The sequence below is a fragment of the Sphingobacterium sp. HMA12 genome, from assembly GCF_002933815.1.
In the GTDB taxonomy this organism is placed as follows: Bacteria; Bacteroidota; Bacteroidia; order Sphingobacteriales; family Sphingobacteriaceae; genus Sphingobacterium.
In genome coordinates this window covers 277,994-303,631 of record NZ_BEYR01000003.1, presented here as the reverse complement: position 1 = coordinate 303,631, position 25,638 = coordinate 277,994, and the positions used below count along the sequence as shown (strand labels likewise).

Genomic DNA, 25,638 nt, shown 5'->3' with positions numbered 1-25,638 from the left:
TATTACTATAATGTATTATTTGCTACTTTTTTTGTCTGATCATCAGAGAAACTCCAATTTCCACGTTTCTCGCAAATGATTTGTCCTCCATATTTTACATTCACCACGCCATAAGCGTTTATACCCACTTTCGGCATGATCTGCGTATAAAATGTTTTTAATAATTCAAATTTTTGTTCTAGTGAATCGGCCGATCCAACAATTAATTGCTGGGTTCCGACACGTGGAACAAGTTCGATATCATGATCCGCATTCACATAAATCTGTACAACCTGATTACTCCACAATTCGTCCCTACCAATAAATTCCGCGACTTTCACTAAATCTTTTACCAACGGGGTGGAAATCGTATCCAATGCCTCATTATACCCTTCGGAAATATTGCCGGTCGCCACCATAATATGCGGAATATACTTCAATGTAGTTGGTATCTTTAAACCTTTGGGGTCAACATAAAACTCACGTCCATTTTTGTTGATAACCCGCATGACCGCCTCGCGCTGGTCTATATTGATCCGTACTGTCCCATCCATGTCAGCATGAATGCTTGCATTCGACACATATGGCAATTTTTTCAACGTCTTTTCTACACGTTGAAAAGGAATACCATTGACTTTCTTTCCCACAAAACTTCCATAGTTTTGCGCGATCAGTTTTGAAATATCAGCTTGATCAATAAAAGCTTCTGTACCCTCTATAACGATTTTCACTTCTTTACAAAGCTGTTGTTCATCACGTTTGCCCACAATGGTCATGATCACAACAACTACGATGACCCCAATAAAAAATAGGGTAAAGTAAAGTACACGATTCCATTGTATGTTACGTAATTTTCTAAGCATGCTCAAAAATAGCTTGTAATGGTTTCACCAATTTATCTATATCTCCCGCACCTACAGTTACAATCAAATCCGGTTTTTTATTCCGGGCAAAATCAAGTACCTCTTCGGCCGTCACGATCTGTTTATGCGGTGCTGTAATTTTATCCAATAACCAACTTGAATTAACACCCTCAATCGGAAGTTCACGCGCAGGATATATTTCCATCAAGAGCAGATTATCAGCCATGGACAATACTTCAGCAAATCCATCTACAAAATCCCTGGTCCTCGTAAACAAATGCGGTTGAAAAACGACGTTCAGCTTTTTTGTTGGATATAATTTGCGCATTGAGGTCAAAAAGGCACGTAATTCTTCAGGATGATGTGCATAATCGTCGATGTACACCACTTCCGGTGTACGAACAATGTATTCAAATCGTCTTTTTACTCCCTTAAATGTGGTCAATGCTTTTTTAATTGCCTCTGCTGAAATTCCTAATAAACGAGCTACGGTAATAGCAGCTACGGCATTTTCAACATTGTGAATTCCGGGAATGCCCAAATGAATATCCTCAATTTTCCCATGGACATCTTGATAATCAAAGTAAAATTCACCTTCCCTGACATGGACATTGGATGCATACGCATCGGCCACTTCGTGCCCAGAATAACTGATCTGTCCTTTAAATTCCAATCCTTTTTTTATAATACGCGTACCGTCTTCAACAACCTTATCCAAAAACAGCTGGAACGATTCAAGTAAATGGCTCTTATCCCCATAAATATCCAAATGATCCGCATCCGAAGAAGTCACGATAGCGATATTCGGATGAAGCGTCAAAAATGAACGATCGAATTCGTCTGCTTCAACCACCACTGTATTATTGTTTCCGTAAAGCACATTGGTATTGTAGTTCGAACTGATACCGCCTAAAAAAGCGGAACAGTCATATCCGGAATCTTTCAACAGGTGCGCGACCATCGTAGACGTAGTTGTTTTACCATGTGTCCCGGCTACCGCTATTGTAAACCGGCTTTCACTGATGATACCCAGTACTTGTGATCTTTTATATAACACGTGCCCCTGAGATTCAAAAAAAGCTTTAATCTTGGAATCTTTAGGAATTGCAGGTGTAAATATGACTAATGTAGCAGTTATAGGCTGATGGAAAATAGGATCAATAGAACCCTCCTCATCCTGATATGTGATCGAAATACCTTCTTTGGCCAAAGTTTTGGTCAATTCGGTCTCTGTACGGTCATATCCATTCACTTCACAGCCCAAATGCTTAAAATAGCGTGCAAGGCCACTCATTCCGATTCCGCCTATTCCGATCAAGTAAACTTGTTTTATTGCATCTAGATTCATACTCATCATCTATTTCTTATTTGCCAATTTATATACTTGCTCTGCAATCTGAACGTCCGCGTCCAGCTTGCCCAGTCTTTTTATATGCTCACTCAACTGCGCTACTTGTTCCAAGTTCTTGAATAAATTCAAGGCCGCTGGAATTAATTGTTGTGCAGCATCAATATCCTTCACCAACAACGCAGCATTTTTGCTGACCAAAGCCATTGCATTTTTAGTCTGATGGTCTTCCGCAACATTAGGTGAAGGAACCAGAATAACAGGCTTCCCAACAACACAGAGTTCGGAAATGGTACCTGCTCCCGCCCGGCTAATAATTACGTCAGCAGCAGCATAGGCATAATCCATTTTTTGAAGAAATGCCATCATCTTCACATTCGCTGGAAGTTTCCCTTCGAGTTCCAGGCGAAGTTTGTCGATATAAAAGCTTCCACATTGCCAAATCACTTGCACATCTTCCTTGGAGAGCGAATCCAAATAGGCGACCACACTTTCATTCAATGTTCTGGCGCCTAAACTCCCGCCTAACACCAAGATTGTTTTTTTGTCTTGTTGTAATCCAAAAAACTCCAATGCTGCGGCTCTTTTTCCTTCAATTGCAACGGACTCTCTTCGGATGGGATTTCCTGTCAACAGTACCTTATTTGCAGGAAAAAATTGTTCCATCCCCTCATACGCTACACAGATCCTTGCCGCTTTTGCACCAACTTTCTTATTTGTGACACCCGCATAAGAGTTTTGCTCTTGTACCACTGTTGGGATCCCCAATTTATTTGCCATCATCAATAATGGTCCCGAAGCGAAACCACCAACGCCTACGGCGACATCCGGTTTGAAATCGCGGATTACTTTTTTTGCCTTATTCAGGCTCTTCATTAATTTAAATGGTAAGAGGATATTTTTCCAAAGCTGCTTTCTGTTGATTCCTTGAATATCAAGCCCAACAATAGTATAACCTGCAGCAGGCACCTTATCCATTTCCATCCGACCATTGGCACCTACAAATAAAATTTCATTTGCAGGATCCATTGTCTTCAATGCATTTGCAATTGAAATCGCCGGAAAAATATGTCCTCCGGTACCACCCCCACTTATAATTACACGAATTGCCATGCTCAATATATTGTTTAAGCTGGAATAGAACCGATCACCACTTTCTTAGGCTTCGGCTTTTCGTCCAGCTGCTCTTTTCCTTTTAATTCTTCAATATTTCTGCTCACACTCAGGATTATCCCCAGTGCGACACTTGTAAACAAAATGGATGTCCCCCCCATACTCACTAACGGTAACGGTACACCTGTCACGGGTCCCAATCCTACAGCTACCGCCATATTTGCAAGTGCCTGTATTGTCAAACTGAAACCTAGGCCGGCGGCCAAGAACGTTCCAAAAGCTTTGGGACTCATCGTGACAATACGTATACACCGATACATAAACGCCAGGTATAGAAATAGCAGAATCACCCCGCCAACTGTTCCATACTCTTCAATAATAATTGCGTAGATAAAATCGGAATATGGATGCGGCAATACGTTTCGTTGAACACTATTCCCCGGACCTTTACCAAAGAGTCCTCCTGTCGCGATTGCAATCTTCGCGTTATTGGCCTGATAGTTTTTATCATCCTGAAATGAGACCGGACTAGCTGATTCTTCTTTCTTTTCTACACCCAAAAATGTCTTTACCCGACTATAGTACGTTGCTCGTCTCGGTCCGATAGAGACAACAATAATTCCCAACAAAACCACACCTGCAGAAACAATTGCAATCTGTTTAAAAGATATTCGCCCAATCAACAACAACAGTACGCTTACACCAAATAACATAATTGCCGTTGACATGTTGGCCCATGCTATCAGTACGAAAACACCACATACTGATCCCATAATAGGAAGAAAAGCTTTCTTCACATCTTTGATTTCCTCTTGTTTGCGAGACAGCATCCGTGCAAGAAAAACAATCAATGACAACTTGGCCAAATCGGATGTCTGGAAAGTCATCCCAATACCCGGAATCGTCAACCAACGGCTCGCCTGATTTACACTACTTCCGAATACCAAAGTAAATAGTAACAATGGAATAGTAATTCCCATCAAAATTTTAGATATACCGGCATAGTAACGATAATCTAATTTATGCGAGAGATACATCAAGACAAACCCGATGGCGATAATAGAAAAATGCTTCAACAGATACATTTCTGTCCCCTTTCCTTCTTTATAGGCTAGGGTTCCGACCGAACTGTATACAGCCAAAAGTGACCATCCCGATAAGATAATCACAATGATCCATATCCATCGATCACCTTTTAATTTAGACATTATGTTCTGTAACATATCCTTCTCCCTTTTTATGGTTGTACCATTTATTATAATTCCATTACAGCAGCCTTAAATTTATCGCCACGATCTTCATAGTTTTTAAACCAGTCAAAGCTCGCACAGGCCGGAGACAATAATACCGTATCTCCCTTTTTGGCCAAATGTGAAGACAAAACAACAGCATCATGCATGGAAGTACTGTTGACAATGATCTCAACATCTTGTTCAAAAGCTTTATGAATTGCTGCAGTATCTTTTCCCAAACACACAATTGCGCGCACTTTATCCTTTACCAGGTCGGTCAGCATACTATAGTCATTTCCTTTATCCACACCACCCAATAACAATACGATTGGTGTTGAAAAACTCTCCAAAGCATACCATACTGAATTGACATTAGTGGCTTTCGAATCATTGATATAATTGACTCCGCCGATACAAGCAACATGTTCAAGACGATGTGGAATATTCACATACGACCCCATACTTTCCTTCATCGCTTGATTTCTCAACTCCTGCACTTTTGCAATTAATCCAGAAGCCATACTATTATAAATATTATGCTTCCCTTGCAATGACAATTCCTCAGTTCTCATAGTGAATGTATCGTTATTTGGTGTATTAATAATCATTGTTTTGTTGGCCGTTAAATACGCTCCCAACTCAACAAGCTGTTCTTGTGTAAAAGGCAGGTATGTCCCTTTACTCTGATGTCTTTCCAATCCTTTTATTGTCTCAGGATCATCCAGGCAGTATATAAAATAATCCTTCTCTGTCTGATTTTGAATCATTCTGAATTTAGAATCCACATAATTTTCCATTTTGTGGTCATAACGATCCAAATGATCTGGAGTGATATTAAGTATTACAGCAATATCCGCTCTAAAATGGTACATATCGTCCAACATAAAGCTGGATATTTCCAATACGTAACAATCAAAACTTTCACGTGCTACTTGAAGCGCAAAGCTCTTTCCAATATTACCAGCCAAACCAACATTAAGACCACCATGCTTTAGCATTTCGTAAGTCAACATCGTTGTTGTGGACTTTCCATTAGATCCTGTAATACAAATTAACTTGGCTGCGGTATATTGGGCTGCAAATTCTATTTCGGCTATCACCGGAATATTTTTTTCTTTTAGCGCGACCACCAATGGAACTGTTTCTGGAATTCCTGGACTCTTGACCACAAGTGCCGCATTCAATATCCGCATCTCATCATGATTCCCCTCTTCAAAAGCAATTCCCTCAGCCTTTAATTGCTCTTTATAGTGATCAGCGATCAGCCCTTTATCCGACACAAATACATCATATCCCTTTTCCTTTCCAAGGATCGCAGTACCCACACCGCTTTCGCCTGCACCTAAAATGACAAGGCTTCCTGATTGGGGGTAATATGTAGTTGAAATATTTGACATCGTTATCTAATTTTTAATGTTACAATTGTCAGAATGGCCAAAATTATTCCCACAATGACAAAACGAGTTACAATTTTCGCTTCATGATACCCCTTCTTCTGGAAGTGGTGATGCAGAGGCGACATTAAAAAAATCCTTCTTCCCTCACCATATTTCTTTTTGGTGTATTTGAAATAGGAAACCTGTAGGATGACCGAAAGATTCTCTAATAAAAACACACCACACAAAATGGGAATCAACAATTCTTTGCGGATCAAAATAGCAAAAGCAGCAATGATACCTCCGATTGCCAAGCTGCCTGTATCCCCCATAAAAACTTGTGCAGGATAGGTATTGTACCAAAGGAAACCTACACAGGCGCCTACAAATGCCCCCGCAAAAATGACAAGTTCTCCCGAATTGGGGATATACATGATATTGAGGTAATCAGAAAAGATCACGTTACCCGATACATAAGCCAAAATTGCTAAAGTAACCCCAATGATCGCCGAGGTACTTGTGGCCAGACCGTCAATACCATCGGTAATATTAGCACCGTTGGATACTGCGGTAACGATAAAAATGACAACAACCAAAAAGACGATAAAAGTCAGGTAGTCACTTTGCAAGCCAAACATCTTGAATACTTTGGCGTAGTCAAATTCATTATTCTTATAAAACGGAATATTCGTTTTAGAAGATTTTACATTTTCAGCATATGTTTTTTCTCCTGTCCCCTCATTGATAACCACCTCCACTGGTTTAGTAGATGTCGGTTTGTCCACACCCTTTCTAACCACAATATCCGGATGAAAATACATTGTACAGGCAATTATTGCCCCTAAACCAACTTGACCGACAACTTTAAATTTACCCGCTAATCCTTCTTTATTATGTCTAAAGACTTTAATATAATCATCCAAAAATCCTATCGCACCCATCCACAATGTCGTTACGATCATGATAATCACATAGATATTCGTCAATTTGGCAAATAATAGTGTCGGAATCAATATCCCGGCGATGATTATTATACCTCCCATCGTAGGTGTACCAGCTTTCTTTTTTTCACCTTCCAGCCCTAAATCACGAATTGTCTCTCCAACTTGTTTATTATGCAAGAATTGGATCAATTTCCCCCCAAAAACCGTGGTAATAATTAATGAAGCGATTACAGCCATAGACGTCCGAAAGGAGATGTATTGGAACAACCCGCCCCCAGGTATATGGATATATTCACTAAGCCACGTAAATAGATGGTACAACATATTTCTATTTTTCGTTAAATGTATTCTCTAAAATTTCTTTATCATCAAAATGGTGTTTTACACCATTCACATCTTGATATTTTTCATGTCCTTTTCCAGCCACCAAAATAATATCACCCGGATTTGCCAATTGATAGGCTGTACGTATTGCCTCTTTACGGTCAGCAATTGAAAGTGTTTTTGCCTTTTGGTCAGCTCCGACACCAGCCTCAATATCTTTGATAATCTGATAGGGATCTTCCGTGCGCGGGTTATCTGAAGTAATCACAAAACGGTCGCTATAACGCAATGCTGCTTCTGCCATTTCCGGTCTCTTTGTTTTATCCCGATCGCCGCCGCAGCCTAAAACAGTAATAATCTTTTGCTCCGGATGTCGCAAAGAACTGATCGTTTTTAAGACATTTTCCACAGCATCCGGTGTATGGGCATAATCCACTATACCGAAAACACCCGAAGTAGATTTCATGGTTTCAAAACGACCTTCTGCACCCTTCAGTGTACTTAAAGCAGTCAGCACTTTTACTGTTTCCTGCTCCAATAAGATTGCTGAACCATACACGGCCAACAGATTATATGCATTAAAGTCGCCAATCAATTTGACCCATACTTCCTGTCCATCGATACTCATCAACATACCATCAAAATGGCTTTCAATAACTTTTGCTTTAAAATCTGCTCCGGAACGCAAACCGTAGCTCTTTCTGTGCGCAACTGTGTTTTGCAACATAACCTGACCATTTCGGTCATCGGCATTCGTTAAGGCAAAAGCATGTGCATCCAGATCATCAAAGAATTTCTTCTTTGCTTTGATATAATTATCAAAAGTTTTATGAAAATCCAGGTGATCATGTGTAATATTCGTAAATATCGCACCGGCAAATACCAATCCCGCAATACGCTCTTGCACCACAGCATGAGAGCTTACTTCCATAAAAGTATAGTCGCAACCATCATCTACCATATCCCGTAACAGCTTATTCAGTTGAATAGGATCTGGTGTCGTATGTGTTGCAGGAATTACCCTTGTACCAATTTGATTCTGTACTGTTGACAGTAAGCCAACATGATACCCCAATTCAGTAAACAACTGGAACAACAGCGTTGCCACCGTTGTTTTTCCGTTTGTTCCAGTCACACCAACCAGCTTAAGTTGCTCCGATGGATTGCCATAGAAATTAGCCGAAGCAACTCCCAAAGCATAAGCGGAATCCGCAACCAGGATATAGGCGACAGAGTCCAACGTGTCCGCCGGAAGCTCCTCGACGATAACTGCTCTAGCGCCGGAAGTGATTGCTTTATCAACGAATAAATGTCCATCTGTCTGCACACCTCTTACAGCGATAAATAAACTTCCCAGCTCCACTCTTCTGGAATCAAAGCACAAAGAGTGCACTTCGACCTCTTCGAGGTTTCCCACCACCTGTTGAACAGGGATAGCATGCAATACTTTTTTTAAATCCATCATTACTTAAGTTCTAAATTTATCGCCGTTCCAAAGGGAAGCTTTTGACCTGCGGCCAAAGATTGCGCTCCCACTCTTCCCTTTCCAAATACATGTGTCTTAAATCCCGCATTCTCCATCACATATAATGCATCCATCAAGCCCATACCCACTACATTTGGAACAATTCCTTCTTTATATTTCAAATCCACAAAGGGTACACCTCTATTCGATGTATCCACTTCGCCTCTCGCCACCATATCCCAATTCACTGTATTAATACCTAACTTATCATAAACCTTTTTACTTGCCTCTCTTGACCCTTGCAAAGTCAAGGGCATTCTTCCACCTACATTCACTGCTTTGAATGATTTTTTCCCTTGCATTTCCATGTCATTGGCGTAAACCATATCCGCTAGTTCTTTAAAAACAGGCCCTGCCACCGATCCACCATAATAACCATTTCTCGGATTCCGAATCACGACGATAATCGAGTATTTCGGATCTTCAGCTGGAAAATAACCCGCAAAAGATGATTGATATCTCCGAGCACCATAACCTCTGGCACCATCCGCCATCTGCGCTGTCCCCGTCTTTCCTCCCGAGGTATACAATGGACTTGCAACACTCCTTCCCGTTCCTTCTGTCATCACCCCTTCCATCATTCCTCTTACTTCGGCCAATGCATGATCTGATGCAATTTTCTCATTGATAACCTTCGCCTCGAAACGCTGAATTGTATTCCCTAAGTGCCTAATCTCTTTCACAAATAGCGGTGCGATCAATTTACCGTTATTAGCCACCGCATTATAAAATGTCAATGTCTGTAAAGGAGTAATCTTCATTTCGTATCCATAGGCCATCTGTACTAAGGACAACCCACTCCAGGATTTACTTTTCGAAGTCTTAACCAAAGGAACGCCCTCGCCGGGAATTTGTAGATTTAAGGTTTTTCCAAATCCAAACGAGTGCAATTTTGACGTGAATTGATCCGGACTATCCTTATACGCTTGATATACAAATTTCGTAACCCCAACATTCGAAGATTCTTCAAAAGCTCTTTTAGCCGAAACTATAGATTTTTTTGGTGCATGCGAATCGCGAATGGTATGTTTGTAAATCGGCCAGTTACCATTTCCAATATTTATAGTTGTACTTGAATCAATTTTCTTGTCATCAATCAATGCCAGATAAGAAGCAAGTTTAAACGTTGACCCCGGGTCGGCACTTTGCGCAATCGCAAGATTGAATTTTTCACGATAAACACCGTCTTTATCCCGCATGAAGTTTGCAACGGCACGCACTTCCCCGGTTTTGACCTCCATCATTACTACACAGCCTTCATCCGCGTTACTTATGATCATTTGTTTTTCTAAAGCACGCTGTGCCATATCCTGCATATTTACATCAATGGTTGATATAATATCAGAACCATCAACCGGTGCCACTTCGATATCCCGATTAACTGGAATCCAAACCCCTCCAGCAATACGCTGCATCAATCGCTTGCCACTTTTTCCATCAATGTACTCGCCATATGCCCCTTCTAAGCCGACATGGATATTCTCCTTTACATTTTTGTAACCGATAGTCCGAGCCGCAAGGTTCACAAAAGGTAAGATCCGTTTATTCTGTCTATCCGTAATTAAACTACTTGGATAACGGTCTTTACCAACTCGAGCAGCCTTAAATAAAGGAAATTGCTTCACCTTCTTTAAATCCTGATGCGAGACATTACGCTTGATCAGCAAGTAACGCTGCTTTTTATTTCGCGCCTGTTTTAATAATGTCAAATATTGCCGGGATGATTTATCCTTAAAAAAATCAGCCAATTTAATCGCCAGGGAATCAACTTTGAGATTGAAATAGTCATTATCTTCTTCAGGTACAGCCATAGCATCAAAACGAAGTTCGTACTCTGGAACAGAAGTTGCCAACAGACTACCATCGTTGGAATAGATATTCCCCCGGGCAGCCTCAACTTCGCGTTCTTGGATAGATAGACTATCCGCCAACGCTTTCCAATGTTGCCCATCTACATATTGCAACTTCAGCATTTTCCCAAACACCATAAATGCAAGTAGCACAATAAGTCCAAAGGCAAAATAGACGCGAACAAGGATCGTGTTTCTGATACTCATAACTCTCTCTATTTATCTTCTTTTTTCTCTACAACTTCAATCTTGATCGGTGGCTCCACCCGTTCTTTCAAACCTAAAGAGTCTACACGTTTCGCAATCTCTGTCTGTGTGGACATTTTCATAAGCTCAGCAGATAGCGACTTATGATCCCAACCCAATTCTTTGACTTCCTTGCTCACTTTATCGATACTCCGGATAGTTCGCTCAGCGAAGTGACGATTAGAGATATACAACAACATCAGAAAGGCGATAAAAGCCCCAAAAGGCAAATACTCCAATATTTTGTTTAAGGAAAGGTCTCCAACGGTAAAAAGCGTTTTAATAAACGCTTCTGTTTGTTCCGCCTTTTCTTCGACAGTTTCTTGCAGTTCTTCTTGAACTTCTTCACTCAATTCTTTCTGTCTTATCGTATTCCTGCTCATCTTTTCGCTCCATTTTTTAAGACAAATCCAACCTTTCAGCAATACGCAGTTTCGCACTGCGCGATCTATTATTTAAAGCCAGTTCCTGCGGCGATGCCGTAATTGCTTTACGGCTCAGCACATGGAAGGGCTTAATTTCATTTCCAAAAAAGTCTTTCTCAACATCTCCTTTAAACTTTCCTTTGGCCATAAAATTTTTCACCAAACGATCTTCCAAGGAATGATAAGACATCACCACTAATCTTCCCTCGCTTTTCAACACATCAACAGTCTGTAACAAAAATTCCTGCAAAGCCTCAAGCTCACGGTTAACTTCGATACGCAGCGCCTGGAAAACCTGCGCATGATACTTATGTTCCTTTCCTTTTGGAACCATCCGTTGAATAACTTCCTTCAATTCAGCAACAGTATGTACGGGTTGTGCCAAACGTGCCGTCACAATTGTTTTCGCCAGCGACTTTGCATTCATGATTTCGCCATACATACCGAAAATCCGATGCAGGTCTTCTTCTGCATAAGTAGCCAATACCGCTTTTGCATCCAAGTCCCCCACCTGATCCATACGCATATCCAAATCAGCATCAAAGCGAATGGAGAAACCGCGATCCGCAGCATCAAATTGATGCGACGAAACACCTAAGTCTGCCAAAATCCCATCTACCACACGCACCCCATGCAAACGAAGACTATTTTTTAAAAATCTAAAATTCTGATGAATCAACGTAAAACGAGGATCGTCAATCACATTTCCTAAGGCATCAGGATCCTGATCGAAAGCGAATAGCTTTCCCTCAGGCCCCAACCTTTTCAATATTTCACGAGAGTGACCACCACCACCAAATGTTACATCCACATAAACGCCATTTGGCTTGATCGCCAAAGCATCCATGCATTCTTGCAACATGACCGGAACATGATACACCTTCTCCATATTATTATATCCCAAAATTAATATCCCCCATTACCTCTGCTGCCAAAGACGATATATCTTCTACCCCACTATCACCCATCAAATCATCATACCCTTCTTTAGACCAAACTTCAATTTTATTGAATTGACAGGCTAAGACCAACTCTGTTGTTATACCCGCAAATTCCAACAAGCTTTTTGGCAACAACACACGCCCCGCTGCATCCAATGTCAGCTCTGTCGCGCCACGCGTAAAAGCACGCACAAATGCCCGCACCTTTGGATCAAATTGATTCAATTTCGCTAGTTTAGCTGTCATTAAATCCCACTCTTCGCGTGGATAAAAAACTAAATGTTTCTCAAAACCGCGATTCACAACAAGCCCATCACGCTCAACATGAGGCATCTGCCTCTTGAGCGCAGCTGGTAACACCATCCTTCCTTTGGCGTCTAACTTGCATTCGAATTCTCCGATCAACTGAGTCATATCGTCAACTATCCTATTCTAATTTAAATGTAAAAGTATACACTTTCTCCCACTTTCCCCCACTTTACTACATAAAAAAGTTTTCCACATCGAAAAATCGCTACAAGAAAAAACAAAAACTACTTCTTACTCCCCCTATAAAACCTTATTCACAAGCAGTTAAAGAGACATTTCATATACATCTTGGATTGAGATTTCGCTTTGTATTTTTCTACATATTTTTGCAAAAACTGGGAACGAATTGTAAAAATTTCCTCTTTAGAAATATAATTTTGCTCCTTTTTTTTGGAAAAATGGGAGAAAGTGGAGCTCTGGAAAATGAATAATTGAAAGCGTGGTTGAAAGTGGGAGAATTGCGCTCAAATAAGAACAGTAGAATTCGTTATTGTCGAGTAAAACCAATAATTTTGCATAAATTTTATTTTTATTAAGATATGCACAGAACACACACTTGTGGAGAATTAACATTGGCTGACTTAGGGAAAACGGTTACCCTAAGTGGATGGGTTCAAAAATCCCGCGATTTGGGCGGTATGACTTTCATCGATGTTAGAGACCGATATGGGATCACACAATTAACGTTCAATGCAGATGATGATGCGACTTTACGCGCTAGTGCCCGTGAACTAGGAAGAGAATATGTCATAAAGGTAACCGGAGAGGTTATTGAACGTTCCAATAAAAATGCTAAACTCTCCACGGGAGATATTGAAATCAAGGTTTCAAACCTTGAAATATTAAATGCGGCAAAGTTACCTCCATTTACGATTGAAGATGAAACCGATGGCGGTGATGATATCCGCATGAAATTCAGATACCTGGATTTACGTCGTAATCCGGTACGTGAAAATCTTATTTTAAGACACAGAACTTCACAGGAAATACGCCGTTATCTTGACACTCAGAATTTTTTAGAAGTAGAAACTCCTTATCTCATCAAATCCACTCCTGAAGGAGCGCGGGATTTTGTGGTGCCATCCCGTATGAATCCAGGCGAATTTTACGCACTACCTCAGTCGCCACAAACATTTAAGCAATTATTAATGGTATCCGGTTTTGATCGCTATTTTCAAATTGTTAAGTGTTTCCGTGATGAGGACTTGCGTGCTGACCGTCAACCTGAGTTCACTCAAATCGATTGTGAAATGTCTTTTGTAGAACAGGAAGACGTGCTAAATATTTTTGAAGGACTTGCAAAACATATTTTCAAAACGATCAAAGGGATTGATCTTGGATCTGTACCTCGTATGACCTATGCCGATGCCATGCGTCTTTATGGATCGGACAAACCGGACATTCGTTTCGGAATGCAGTTTGTCGAATTAAATGACGTTGCAAAAGAAAAAGGGTTCCCCGTATTTGATGCAGCGGAGCTGGTTGTTGGTATTAATGCCGAAAATTGCGCGCTTTACACCAGAAAACAGCTTGACGCCTTAACAGACTTTATTAAACGTCCTCAAATCGGTGCGACAGGTTTAGTATATGCACGTGTCAATGAAGATGGCTCAGTAAAATCTTCGGTAGATAAGTTTTTCTCACCAGAGCAGTTAACGACGATTGCGAACAAGTTCCACGCGAAACCTGGAGATCTGTTATTAATTATGGCAGGCGGCAAGGATAAAGTTCGTAAACAATTGAATGAACTGCGTTTGGAGGTTGCTTCGCAGCTTGGCCTTCGGGACAAAGATACTTTTGCTCCGCTATGGGTCATTGACTTCCCGTTATTGGAATGGGACGAGGACAGCGCCCGTTATCATGCGATGCACCACCCCTTCACTTCACCAAAACCAGAAGATATTTCATTACTGGATACAAATCCCGGCGAAGTGAGAGCAAACGCCTATGACTTTGTCTTAAATGGTGTCGAAGTGGGCGGTGGATCTATCCGTATTCACGACAGAGAGCTACAATCCCTGATGTTTAAACACTTGGGATTTAGTCCTGAAGAAGCACAGAAGCAGTTTGGTTTCTTAATGGAAGCCTTCACATATGGCGCTCCCCCGCATGGTGGTTTAGCGTTTGGCTTTGACAGACTTGTATCGTTATTAGCTGGGCTAGATACGATCCGTGATGTGATTGCTTTTCCAAAAAACAACTCCGGAAGAGATATCATGATTGATGCTCCATCAACTATTCACCAAGAACAATTGGATGAATTGAGTTTAAATATTAATATAAAAGAATAAATTTCAAGCTCGTTTTTCGAGAAACAATTTATTAACACTATATTTAAAAGTTGGTAGTAAACGACCAACTTTTTTTGTGAAAAATCAGCAGATTAGATGTCAGAGAGTACGGCAAATACGTTTTTAAAGGAAAGTGCACAGAAAGCATTTGACACCAAACATCGCGATATTATCAATTACAATATCGACAAATACAGCATTGCCTTCGAAAAGGGAAAAAGCAAATTTGCAAATCTCGAAAACTCCAAAACCAAAGCAAATTTGATCAAATGGAAAGTAATGGAAAATCTCGATCGATATCTATTACAATTTGAGGCAAATTTCACCGCGCGTGGCGGAAAAGTAATCTGGGCAAATGATGCCGATGAAGCGCGGGAGGAGATTTATAAAATAATCGAACGAAAAAGAACACGATCGATTGTAAAGTCTAAATCTATGGCTACGGAAGAAATTGAATTAAATCATTTTCTGGAATCTAAAAACATAGAAGCCGTTGAGACTGATCTTGGAGAATATATTATTCAGTTACTAGACCAGAAACCGTATCATTTTGTCACACCAGCCATGCATTTAAGCCTGGAAGACATCGCTAAGCTTTTTCACGAAAAATTTGATACTCCCTTAGATGCATCTGCAGAACAGTTAACACTAAAAGCCCGCGAATTATTAAGAGACAAATATTTAGCAGCAGAAGTCGGCATTACAGGAGCTAATTTCTTAGTTGCTGAAACAGGGAGTATAGCGATTACAGAAAACGAAGGGAATGCGCGTCTGACCTCTACTTTTCCAAAAACACATATTGCTGTGGTGGGTATCGAGAAAATCATCCCTACGCTACAGGATCTGGAAGTATTTTGGCCACTTTTATCCACTCACGGCACAGGCCAAAACTTAACAGTTTATAACACGCTACTCACAGGGCCAAAACAGCCTTATGAATCTGATGGCCCCGAAGAAATGTATGTTATCCTGCTTGACAATGGACGCAGTAATCTCCTTGCGCAGAAAGAACAACGTCAGGGCCTTTATTGTATCCGCTGTGGAGCCTGTTTGAATGTATGTCCTATTTATCAAAATATCGGCGGCCATACGTATGAAACAACTTATCAGGGACCAATCGGGTCTTTAATTTCACCTCATTTAAATGGGATGAAGGAATTTAAGCATTTAAGCTATGCATCCACCCTCTGTGGTAAATGTACTGAAGTTTGTCCTGTAGGCATCGATATTCAACGCATGCTTCTTGTTAACCGAAAGGATTCGGTGGAACAGGGCTTATCGACAAAAACGGAACAAAAAGTCTGGAGTTGGTTCACATACGGAATACAACGTCGAAAACTAATTGATTTTTTTGGCGGAAAATTCAAGAACTTTTTCCTTAAAAAGTTTTTTAAGAAAACCTGGGGCGATCAACGGGAATTGCCCAAGCTAGCGGAAAAATCCTTTTCTAAACAATGGAAAGAGCAGCAAAAGAACAAAGAATAACTTCGCTCCAAACCTACTGTTAATGACTACCAAAAAAACGTACCTTCCTTGGATTGACTTTCTGCGCATTTTAGCTTGCTTCATGGTTTTGATATCGCACAGCTGCGACGCGTTTGTTGGCACATTTGACAATAGCAGCGCATTTCATCAAGGCGTCTTCTGGGGTAGCATTGTTCGCGCATGTGTTCCCTTATTCGCAATGATGTCCGGTATATTACTATTTCCTGTTCAAACCGATGTTGCCACTTTCTATAAAAAGAGAATAGGCCGAATACTTATCCCATTAATTTTTTGGTCGATCGCCCTGCCCATTGCTTTTTTTGTTTATCTAAATTTTATTAAGAGTAGTTCAAGCGCTTTAATAGACATGAATAATTTTACAGCGCAGGCAACAGGGATAAAAATCTATACGGCGATCTTCAACTTTAATTATGATACAACACCTTTATGGTATATGTATATGCTGATCGGCTTATACCTCATTATCCCGATAATCGGAAGTTGGCTAAATCAAGCCAGTAAAAAAGACATACTATATTTTCTGTCTTTTTGGGGGATTACGCTGCTGGCACCATACATCAAAATGGCCGCGCCGAGTTTGGGGTATTTGGGCAACTACGGACAACAGGGCATATGGGGCGTCTGTAACTGGAATGAATTTGGGACATTCTATTATTTCTCAGGCTTCTTAGGTTATATTATACTGGCCTATTATCTTGTAAAATATCCCATTCAATGGTCACTGATAAAAACTATCTTGGTTGCTACTCCATTATTCGCTATTGGCTTTATCATTACCTTTTCTGGCTTTCTAATAACCCAAAAATATTATCCCGGAAATTATGCTAATTTAGAGATCGTGTGGTATTTCTGTAATATCAACGTTGCAATGATGACCGTTGCGGTATTTCTTGTTGTACAAAAGCTAAACATTCGCGAATCTAAATGGATAAAAAATATATCCGGAGCAACATTTGGAATCTATTTATGTCATTTTATTATTGTACAGGCTTTGACAGATACATTTTTAACTATCACCTCTCTTCCGGCTTCCCTAAAAATTCTTTCGATTGCGCTACTGAGTTTTGGTTTAAGCTATTTGGTAACAAAGCTTTTTGACAGTAATTCGATTACACGAAGGTTTATTCGTTAAATAACTAACTGCTCGATAGCCGAGATTCAGCGTACACCAGATAGTATTAACATAAAAAAGGGGATCATAGATCCCCTTTTTTACTAACACTCACCAATTATTAATATGAAAACTATCCTTTTTATTAACCTTATGTTGTTTTTGCTTCGGCATCAACTGCTTTTTCGACCTCACCTTTCTTAAGATCTCCTTTTCGCATTTGTCGATGTTTTTTCCAATTTTCTTTATGCATTTTATGGTTCTCAGCGTAAGAATCTTTCAATGTCTTTTGCTGCTCCGGAGTCAATAAACCCATCATTTTTTCTTGATCAGCAGCACGTTGCTTTCTCATTTTTTCGCGATATAGCTTACGCTCTGCTGCTATTTTTTTATGCTCCTGTGCTTGCTTCAAATGAAATGCATACACCTCCTTGCGTTGTTGATCTGTAAACTTCAACTTTTGGTCCATGCGATCTGTTTTGATCTTAGCCAATTCTTCAGGGTTTTTATTTTTTAAGCCATCATGCTTTCTATCTTTCGAATGCTTGTGTATCGGTGCATTCATTTCTTTGGTATCTGATTTAAGATCCTTTTTCTCCTGTGCGAAACCTGTTAACATTAATCCGGATAACGCCAAACTTAACATCAATTTTTTCATCTCTCTATTTTTATAAATCAACAATCTTTCAATTTAACAGGTCATCTTTTCAACCTATTTATTTATAAGAGTGTTCTTGACCACCAAAAGTTTAAAACCTCATCTGTTAAATAAAGTTAAGAAAGATCTTATTGAGATACTGCGCTTAAACGGATAGGTAACGTATAGGCCACCCGCACAGCACGTCCGTTCTGAACACCTGGCTTCCACTTCCTCGCTTTTCTCAACAAGTTAATTGCAGCCTCCCCTGTTCCAAACTTCATATCGCGTTTTATAGCGATATCGGTCAATGATCCGTCTCGTTCCACAACAAAAGAGACCTCGATTATTCCTGATACACCTTGATCCAAAGCTGACTGCGGAAAACTATAGTTTTCTGAGACCCACTTCATAAAAGCTGGGAGCCCACCTACCGGAGTAGGCATGATTTCCACCGTAATAAAAGGTTGGTCTGCATCTCCATCTGTACCCCCTCCCGACACGGGCCCTATTTTATGCCCGGTAATTCCGCCATCCTTTTTAGACGGACCAAATTCACCTCGTGCAATATGTGTCCCGGCAGCATTCGCCTTTAATGTAATACGAGCGGTCATTGTATTGGGTCTATTCAGCTCATCCTGTGTAGCAACATCCTCTGTCACTTTACTTGCTTTTGTAATCTTCGGCTCGGGCATACGCACCAAATCAAACTTCGAAAGATCCTGTGCTATCTGTTGCGGCGCTTTCTCCTGCATTAGGATACGCTCTTCTTTCACCTCCTCTTTTTTATCGGCCTCCTTCTGAATATCATTGAGATCCTCCGGAGTTAGATCTTCAATTGTAGTAATTGTTTCAGGTATAGCTTTCTTAAAGTATCTGCTATAGCCATAAGACCCCATAATCAAAAGGAACGCAAAAGAAACAACGATGGCCAGCCCAACATTGGTTGCTCGATTTGACAAATTCCGCAATTCATAAGCGCCGTACATTTTGTTGCGGCCTGCAAAGATAACATCCAGCCATTCTTTGCGATAGATATTCAATTTTGAGTTCATCATAACATTAAAGCTTAAATCTTTTCATTATGATGCGCGAAACCCTTATATTTCATAAAAATTTTGCACACTCTTATGAAATCACTTTTTTTAGCTATTCTTCTACTAACATTATATGGTTGTGGCAACAGTCAAAACCAAACCAAACCATCGGTTAAGAGTGAAAATAAAGAACAGTTAATTTCACCTTATTTTGGCTTTTTGAATCAACAAAAAGATTCATTAATTGCACTTCCTATGGATCAAGCCATGGAAAGTCCCGAAAAATACAATTACGTCATTATCGAAAATCAAGTTAGTCCACTTGAATTTATACAGAACAAAACGGATAATAAAGAGAGTAATGGCAGACAAACAGCCCAGAACTTTGCAAATAGTGAAGGTTCATTGTTTAGGATAAAAAATGAAATTAAGTCGGGCGATTTCGGAATGCTCGTCAATCAGGCGTTCATAAATCAATATAAAATTGAACCTTTTACAAAAGTTCAGCATGAGACAAGCCCGGAAGTGAAGGAAAAACTTGAGAAAAAATATAATAGGAAAATAAATAAAAGTACAACCATCGCTGTGCTAAAAGATAAAGCTGAATTCAATCTAACAGTTTTTGAAAATCAGCAGGACTCGGCATTAGCGGTATTTTCTTACGTAAAAGAAGATCAGTTGATTAATTTGGATTTTCCGGCCACCTATGATGATATTAGTACTTGGCGAGTTGATGATGGTGGGCAATTTGATAATGAGGCTTTTCAGATTCTCACCGTACTAAGATCAGAAATAGGTGTTAGTTTTGTGAGCATCTTTTGGGGCGCTGAAGGTTACGAATTAAACTTCTATCAACCAAAAAAAGATAGATTTAGTTCGGCTGCACAAGCCTATGGCTATAGCTCCCCATTATAACATTATAAAATTAAGGTATTGTTCCACTAATCACATCTATTAGAGGAACAATACCTTATTCTAAAGATGCATCCTAGCCATCGGAGCAACATCCTGCCCGACAAACTCTCCTTTCAGAAATTTATAATATCCAGCTATGGCAATCATCGCTGCATTATCTGTACAATACTCAAATTTTGGGATAAAAACATTCCAATGATATTGCTCCCCCATTTCGATCAATCCCTTCCTTAACCCTGAATTTGCTGAAACGCCACCCGCTATGGCAATATCCTTTACCCCAGTTTGTTTCGCGGCCTTCTTCAACTTGTTCAGCAAGATAGAGACAATACGGGATTGCACACTCGCACATAAATCTGCCATATTTTCGCTTAAGAAGTCAGGATTTAGTTTTAACTGGTCCTGAACAAGGTAAAGTATAGCTGTCTTTAATCCTGAAAAACTAAAATTGAGTCCAGGTATCTGCGGTTCGGGCAATTTATAGGAACTGGGATTACCTTCCTTTGCAAATTTATCAATAAGAGGACCTCCGGGATAAGGAAGATTTAAGATCTTAGCCGTTTTATCAAAGGCCTCCCCTGCCGCGTCGTCGAGCGTCTCACCTAATAATTCCATTTCGAAATAATCTTTTACCAGAACAATCTGTGTATGTCCACCTGAAACAGTGAGGCATAAAAATGGAAAACTCGGCTTCGGCTCCTCGATAAAATGGGCCAAAATATGCGCCTGCATGTGATTTATATCGATTAACGGTACATTCTGCGCAAGTGCAAATGATTTGGCAAAAGAAGTTCCGACCAAAAGCGCACCTAATAATCCGGGTCCACGTGTAAAACTCACTGCATCTATTTGATTTTTGCTTATTTTTGCTTGACGAATGGCTTCGTCCACCGTAGGAATAATATTTTGTTGATGGGCACGTGAAGCTAACTCGGGAACAACTCCACCATATTTTGCGTGGATTGCCTGAGTAGCGATAACATTTGAATGAATTTCACCGTTAATACAAATAGAAGCGGAGGTTTCATCACAAGAGGATTCAATTCCTAAAATAATAGCCATAGCTAGAGGTAATAAATTAGAATACAAAAGTATCAAAAAAATAATTAAAATAATGTCAATAGTCCTGGGTAGTATATTCATTATACTGCTTGCATTGGCATTATCACTACAGCTAAAGCCCGTACAAAACTTTGTTGCACAAAAGGCTGTCAACTATTTATCCAACGAGCTCGATACCAAAATCAATTTAAAAAGCATCTATTTTAAACCCTTTAAATCCCTTGTTATAGAAGGTTTCGAAATCCATACACCGGAAGGCAAAAAAATAATAAAGTCCGAAAAAATAGAAGCTAGTGTCAATCTATCGCAACTGATAGAATTAAATAAAGTAGTCATCAACAAATTGAAAATAGAAAATACAGAAAGTAATTTCGAACAATTTAAGGACAGCAGCAACATCTCATTTTTAATCCGTTATTTCAATCCACCAAAAAAGGAAAAAAAGAAAAGCTCAAAAAAGATAATTTTTGATATTAAAGAGCTTATCATCAACAATAATTCCTTCAACTACGTTAATCACAAACAAAAACATTACAATAAAGTCGTAGACTTTGGTGATTTAGGCATATCCAAACTCAATGCACACTTTAAGAATATAAAAATTGATTCCAATCAAATCTCAGCGGATATCAAAACATTCAATCTTAACGAGAAAAAAGGTTTGGTTATCAAAGGGCTCCTGGCCCATGCGTCAGTCAGCACCAAAAGCATTGAGCTGACTGACCTTATGCTTACAACCAATCGTTCCACATTCAAGAACTATTTAAAGTTAAGCTATGCTAATTTTTCAGATTTTTCGGACTTTATTCACAAAGTCAACGTAAAGATACAGGCGCGCGACTCACACATTCACTCTGAAGATATTGCTTTCTTTTCTTCACCCATACACCAGGTCAAGTTTGATGTAAAGATTAAAAAATCTAATCTGGAAGGTACCGTATCAGCTATAAATGCTTCACAGGTAGATTTGACCATCGGGAAAAACACGAAGTTAGCCGGTAATCTCAGCATTATCGGTCTACCTGATATTGACAAAACAGAGTTTATTGTTCCGAAAGTTTTAATTGCCTCTGAATATAGCGATCTTGAAAATGTTATCCGCGAGCTTGGCCATTTAAAAAACTTCAAACTTCCTGAAGTGGTTACCCTTTTCAATAAATTCGCGTTCAGAGGCAGTCTAAATGGTCAGTATAACAATTTTAAAACAAAAGGAAGCTTCACCACAGCTATCGGCGATGTTACAGCTGACGGAAGATTGGATCTACGTAAAGAAATAAAATATGCTGGTAAGTTTCAATCACCAACATTTGATCTTGGTAAAATAACAAAAGTAAAAGATCTCGGCAGTTCGGGCTTCGACCTACAGCTTGATGGAGTAGGTACCGATCCCAAGCACCTAAAGCTGAATGTCGCCGGCAATCTCACTAATTTCGATTTTAAGCAATATACCTATCAGCAAATACGAGTAAATGGAAATATAGACAAACAATTATTTCTTGGCTCAGGGGAAGTAAACGACCCAAACCTCAGGTTAAAGTTCACCACTGACATAGATTGGTCCAGCCGTCCGGACTATCATCTGGATGCTGATATCCAACAGGCTAATTTAAAAAAGCTCAATTTCTTCCATGGCGACTCAATCAATATTATTGATACTAAATTCCACACGAGCTTAATTGGAGACAACATCAATAACATTACAGGGGAATTTAAATCTGACAGTGTAAGTTTCACTTCCTCCAAAGGTAAATTTGCGATTAAAAATATTAATTTCCTTGCAGAAGGAGATCAAGAGGCACGGTCGCTTACGCTACAATCCGCTATTGGACATATAGATCTCAAGGGGAGAATAGATCTAAATACGATCGTCCCATATTTTAAAGCACTCGCCATGCGCTACGCTCCGGCAATAGGATTTGAAAAGAGCGAGTTCAATCGTCAGGATTTTGACCTGAATGTCAATATCAAATCATTTAGACCCATTGCGACATTCTTTAGGAAAGATATCTCTCTGGATAGTGGAGCTACGTTGAATGCCAAATTTGCCAGTGAAAAGCAAACTGCAAATTTTAATTTTTATGCCCCAGAATTCAAATATAACGGCATTCGCCTCACCCATCTCATCATCGACCAAAACGCCAATTTAAATAATATGGAGTTACAAACGTCCATAGATCAGATCAATTTTACCGATAGCACATATATTAAGAATGTTAATATTTCAAACACCTTGGTCAATGACAGCTTACAGTTCAACATTAAGATGTCAGAATTGGAAGCAAGCAATAGTTTAGATCTAAATGGTGTTATCCGGTTTGCACATGCAAAGCCAGCCTTCATCAATTTTTATCCATCTAATATACTAATAAACAAAGAACAATGGCTTGTAAATAACGATGCACAATTGAAAATTTCAAAGGGGAAATGGTATTTTGAGAAACTCACATTAAGCCATGCAGAGCAAAAAGTACATATAGATGGTATTCTCTCAAATGACATTTCAGATCAAATCAATTTAAAATTCCAGGACTTCAATCTCACCTCCCTAAATGGCATTACGAAGCCCCACGGGATTAATTTATCAGGTAACTTAAATGGAAAGATCGAAGTTAATTCAGTTTTTAAATCCCCGTTTGTCGTCGCCAACATTGCGACCTCTCCTATCCTTTATAACAACATTCCAATTGGCGCATTAGCGCTCAGTGCCAATTACGATCCAGAGAACCAGCTCGTCAAACTCGACAGTAAAATAGAGGAAGGTGATAAACTAATTCAACTCACTGGATCTTACAACCATTTAAGCGAAAGTAATAAGCTTGACCTTAAAGCTACTTTAGTAAATACAGACGTATTCGTTTTTCAACCATTTCTACGAAGCTTGGTGTCAAATATTAAGGGCAAAGTAAATGCAGACTTAGCGATTGAGGGCGATATCCTAAATCCTAAAATTAGCGGAACCGGAAAGCTTGACAATGCGTCAATGGTTATCAATTACCTAAAGACGCCTTATCGCCTTTCCGATGAAATCAATGTGACCAACAATAGAATATTCCTTACGGGGCTCAAAATATATGATCAGAAAAATAATGTAGCCACAATCGACGGTGTTGTTGACCTCAATAAGCTAAGTGATCCTGATATAGATGTAACTGCTGAAGCAAAAAACTTCATGGTATTAAATACAACCATAAAAGATAATAACATCTATTATGGTACCGCATATGCTTCCGGAAATTTCCAGTTCAAGGGACTTACATCTGCAATGAATATCAACATCCGTGCTAAGTCAGAAGAAAACACCGTTATCAATATTCCCTTTAATAGTGCCAGTACAATCTCGGATAGTGATTTTATCTATTTCATTGAAAAAGACTCTACCAAGATCAAGAAAAATCAAAAGAAACGCGATTTTGAAGGTCTGACAATGAACATGGACCTATTGATCACACCAAATGCCGAAATCAACCTTTTTTCTAGTATGGGTGAATTATCTGGAAAAGGAAATAGTAACCTCAATATGCGGATATCTTCGCTTGGGGATTTTGAAATGTTCGGCGACTTCATTATTAATAGCGGGAAGTTCAATTTCACAGCGCAGGATTATATCAACAAAATTTTTGATTTAAAGGAGGGTGGTACCGTACGATGGGCAGGGAACCCGGCTGAGGCGAATATCAATATCAATGCAATTTACCAACAAAGAACAAGCTTAGCCCCCCTATATAATGCCGCGGGAAGGGAGGAAAACCCTGAGCGTGTATTGGCGCAGGCAGATATGATTTTAAAAGGGCAGTTGAGTCAGCCAGATATTACATTTGACATCAATTTCCCACAAAACCCAGGTGTCAAGGATGAGTTGCAGGGGTATTTTTCTGATGCCAACAATGTTAACCAGCAAGCACTCAGTTTGATTGTCAGGCGTAGCTTCACTCCTGGCACACAAAGTGATTTTGGAAAAGAGGTAAATAACACATTACTATCTGCAGGAACCGAAATTGCGTTCAATCAAATCAATAATATTATCGCGCAATCACTCAATATCAATTTCTTTGATATCAATATCAAGTCACTGAATGATGCATCCGCTTCGCTTCGTTTGTTTAATGACAGACTGGTTCTTACAGGCGGTATTTCGGACCGTCGAAGTCAGGCCCTAACTGACTTGAATGTATTCTCAGACCGTGTCTCCACTGATGCAGAGGCGATGTTTTACCTACGCAAAGATGGTCGTCTCGTCCTTCGAGCATCAAACCGCTTAAATACAAGAAATTTTCTTCTCAGTCCAAATGATGGGGAATATATCAGCGCCTTTGGATTGTTATATCGGCAAGAGTTTAACTCATTCTCCGAATTTCTAAAGCGGCTGTTTCCTTTAGGAAAGAAAAATAATAGCATTGTTCCTGCCCAAACAGAACAAACAGAAGTAAAGAAAAGTCAACCAAACTAGCAGCAGAGAATTAAAATAAAAGTAGTAACAAGTCTGTCCTATTACATGGAAAAGCGACAAAATATAGGAGTGATTTACAGAATATCACCCCATCAATCAAATTCAATTGAGATCCGAAAAGATAAGGCAAAAGCGATGTATGAGACAAAAATAGATT

Annotated in this window: 19 protein-coding genes; 5 read left to right on the top strand and 14 right to left on the bottom strand. The window is 39.6% G+C overall.

All coding sequences use genetic code 11. From position 1 onward, the window contains the following. Positions 1–5: 5 nt before the first annotated feature. From HMAT_RS18095 to mraZ, 11 genes are read right to left on the bottom strand one after another with little or no spacing between them, the layout of a single operon-like run. A complete protein-coding gene (locus HMAT_RS18095; RefSeq protein ID WP_104384260.1) occupies positions 6–842 on the bottom strand; it encodes a cell division protein FtsQ/DivIB in 837 nt (278 codons plus the stop codon). Further along, a complete protein-coding gene (gene murC / locus HMAT_RS18090) occupies positions 835–2,190 on the bottom strand; it encodes a UDP-N-acetylmuramate--L-alanine ligase (RefSeq protein ID WP_104384464.1) in 1,356 nt (451 codons plus the stop codon). The genes HMAT_RS18095 and murC overlap by 8 nt, the downstream gene beginning before the upstream one ends. 9 nt (positions 2,191–2,199) lie before the next feature. Next, positions 2,200–3,303 carry an undecaprenyldiphospho-muramoylpentapeptide beta-N-acetylglucosaminyltransferase gene (gene murG, locus HMAT_RS18085; RefSeq protein WP_104384259.1) on the bottom strand — a complete coding sequence of 368 codons (1,104 nt, stop codon included), beginning with the start codon at positions 3,301–3,303 and terminating at the stop codon, positions 2,200–2,202. 14 nt (positions 3,304–3,317) lie between these two features. Next, a complete protein-coding gene (locus HMAT_RS18080; protein WP_104384258.1) occupies positions 3,318–4,526 on the bottom strand; it encodes an FtsW/RodA/SpoVE family cell cycle protein in 1,209 nt (402 codons plus the stop codon). Positions 4,527–4,558: 32 nt separating this feature from the next. Then, positions 4,559–5,932 (bottom strand): UDP-N-acetylmuramoyl-L-alanine--D-glutamate ligase, encoded by a 1,374-nt coding sequence (murD, locus tag HMAT_RS18075; RefSeq protein ID WP_104384257.1) that lies wholly within the window; start codon positions 5,930–5,932, stop codon positions 4,559–4,561. A 2-nt stretch (positions 5,933–5,934) separates the two neighbouring features. Further along, positions 5,935–7,179, bottom strand: coding sequence for a phospho-N-acetylmuramoyl-pentapeptide-transferase (gene mraY, locus HMAT_RS18070; RefSeq protein ID WP_104384256.1), 1,245 nt, complete (start codon positions 7,177–7,179; stop codon positions 5,935–5,937). 4 nt (positions 7,180–7,183) lie between these two features. After that, on the bottom strand, positions 7,184–8,644 hold the full coding sequence (locus HMAT_RS18065; RefSeq protein WP_104384255.1) for a UDP-N-acetylmuramoyl-L-alanyl-D-glutamate--2,6-diaminopimelate ligase: 1,461 nt from the start codon (positions 8,642–8,644) through the stop codon (positions 7,184–7,186). Then, the gene (locus tag HMAT_RS18060; protein WP_104384254.1) at positions 8,644–10,761 is read right to left on the bottom strand and encodes a penicillin-binding protein; all 2,118 of its coding nucleotides are present in this window, start codon (positions 10,759–10,761) and stop codon (positions 8,644–8,646) included. The genes HMAT_RS18065 and HMAT_RS18060 overlap by 1 nt, the downstream gene beginning before the upstream one ends. A gap of 8 nt (positions 10,762–10,769) precedes the next feature. After that, the gene (locus tag HMAT_RS18055) at positions 10,770–11,183 is read right to left on the bottom strand and encodes an FtsL-like putative cell division protein (protein WP_104384253.1); all 414 of its coding nucleotides are present in this window, start codon (positions 11,181–11,183) and stop codon (positions 10,770–10,772) included. Between the two features lie 16 nt (positions 11,184–11,199). Further along, complete coding sequence (gene rsmH / locus HMAT_RS18050; RefSeq protein WP_104384252.1) at positions 11,200–12,114, bottom strand: 16S rRNA (cytosine(1402)-N(4))-methyltransferase RsmH; 915 nt, start codon at positions 12,112–12,114, stop codon at positions 11,200–11,202. Positions 12,115–12,118: 4 nt separating this feature from the next. Further along, positions 12,119–12,580 (bottom strand): division/cell wall cluster transcriptional repressor MraZ, encoded by a 462-nt coding sequence (gene mraZ / locus HMAT_RS18045; protein ID WP_104384251.1) that lies wholly within the window; start codon positions 12,578–12,580, stop codon positions 12,119–12,121. A 434-nt stretch (positions 12,581–13,014) separates the two neighbouring features. Here mraZ and aspS point away from each other — a divergent pair, with 434 nt between their 5' ends. From aspS to HMAT_RS18030, 3 genes are all read left to right on the top strand, one after another. Continuing rightward, a complete protein-coding gene (gene aspS / locus HMAT_RS18040) occupies positions 13,015–14,766 on the top strand; it encodes an aspartate--tRNA ligase (protein ID WP_104384250.1) in 1,752 nt (583 codons plus the stop codon). 96 nt (positions 14,767–14,862) lie between these two features. Continuing rightward, a complete protein-coding gene (locus tag HMAT_RS18035; RefSeq protein ID WP_104384249.1) occupies positions 14,863–16,251 on the top strand; it encodes a LutB/LldF family L-lactate oxidation iron-sulfur protein in 1,389 nt (462 codons plus the stop codon). A 22-nt stretch (positions 16,252–16,273) separates the two neighbouring features. Continuing rightward, the gene (locus HMAT_RS18030; protein ID WP_104384248.1) at positions 16,274–17,404 is read left to right on the top strand and encodes an acyltransferase; all 1,131 of its coding nucleotides are present in this window, start codon (positions 16,274–16,276) and stop codon (positions 17,402–17,404) included. 130 nt (positions 17,405–17,534) lie between these two features. Here the strand turns inward: HMAT_RS18030 and HMAT_RS18025 are convergent, their stop codons facing one another. Further along, positions 17,535–18,041, bottom strand: coding sequence for a hypothetical protein (locus HMAT_RS18025; protein ID WP_104384247.1), 507 nt, complete (start codon positions 18,039–18,041; stop codon positions 17,535–17,537). Between the two features lie 128 nt (positions 18,042–18,169). After that, entirely contained in the window at positions 18,170–19,078 is a 909-nt protein-coding gene (locus tag HMAT_RS18020; RefSeq protein ID WP_104384246.1) for an energy transducer TonB, read from the bottom strand. Positions 19,079–19,150: 72 nt separating this feature from the next. Between HMAT_RS18020 and HMAT_RS18015 the strand changes: the two genes are divergently transcribed. After that, positions 19,151–19,972, top strand: a complete 822-nt coding sequence (locus tag HMAT_RS18015) for a hypothetical protein (RefSeq protein ID WP_104384245.1) — start codon at positions 19,151–19,153, stop codon at positions 19,970–19,972. Between the two features lie 60 nt (positions 19,973–20,032). Here HMAT_RS18015 and tsaD read toward each other — a convergent pair whose 3' ends face one another. Then, positions 20,033–21,034 carry a tRNA (adenosine(37)-N6)-threonylcarbamoyltransferase complex transferase subunit TsaD gene (tsaD, locus tag HMAT_RS18010; RefSeq protein WP_104384244.1) on the bottom strand — a complete coding sequence of 334 codons (1,002 nt, stop codon included), beginning with the start codon at positions 21,032–21,034 and terminating at the stop codon, positions 20,033–20,035. Positions 21,035–21,086: 52 nt separating this feature from the next. Between tsaD and HMAT_RS18005 the strand changes: the two genes are divergently transcribed. Beyond that, entirely contained in the window at positions 21,087–25,481 is a 4,395-nt protein-coding gene (locus HMAT_RS18005) for a translocation/assembly module TamB domain-containing protein (RefSeq protein ID WP_104384243.1), read from the top strand. Positions 25,482–25,638 lie beyond the last annotated feature (157 nt).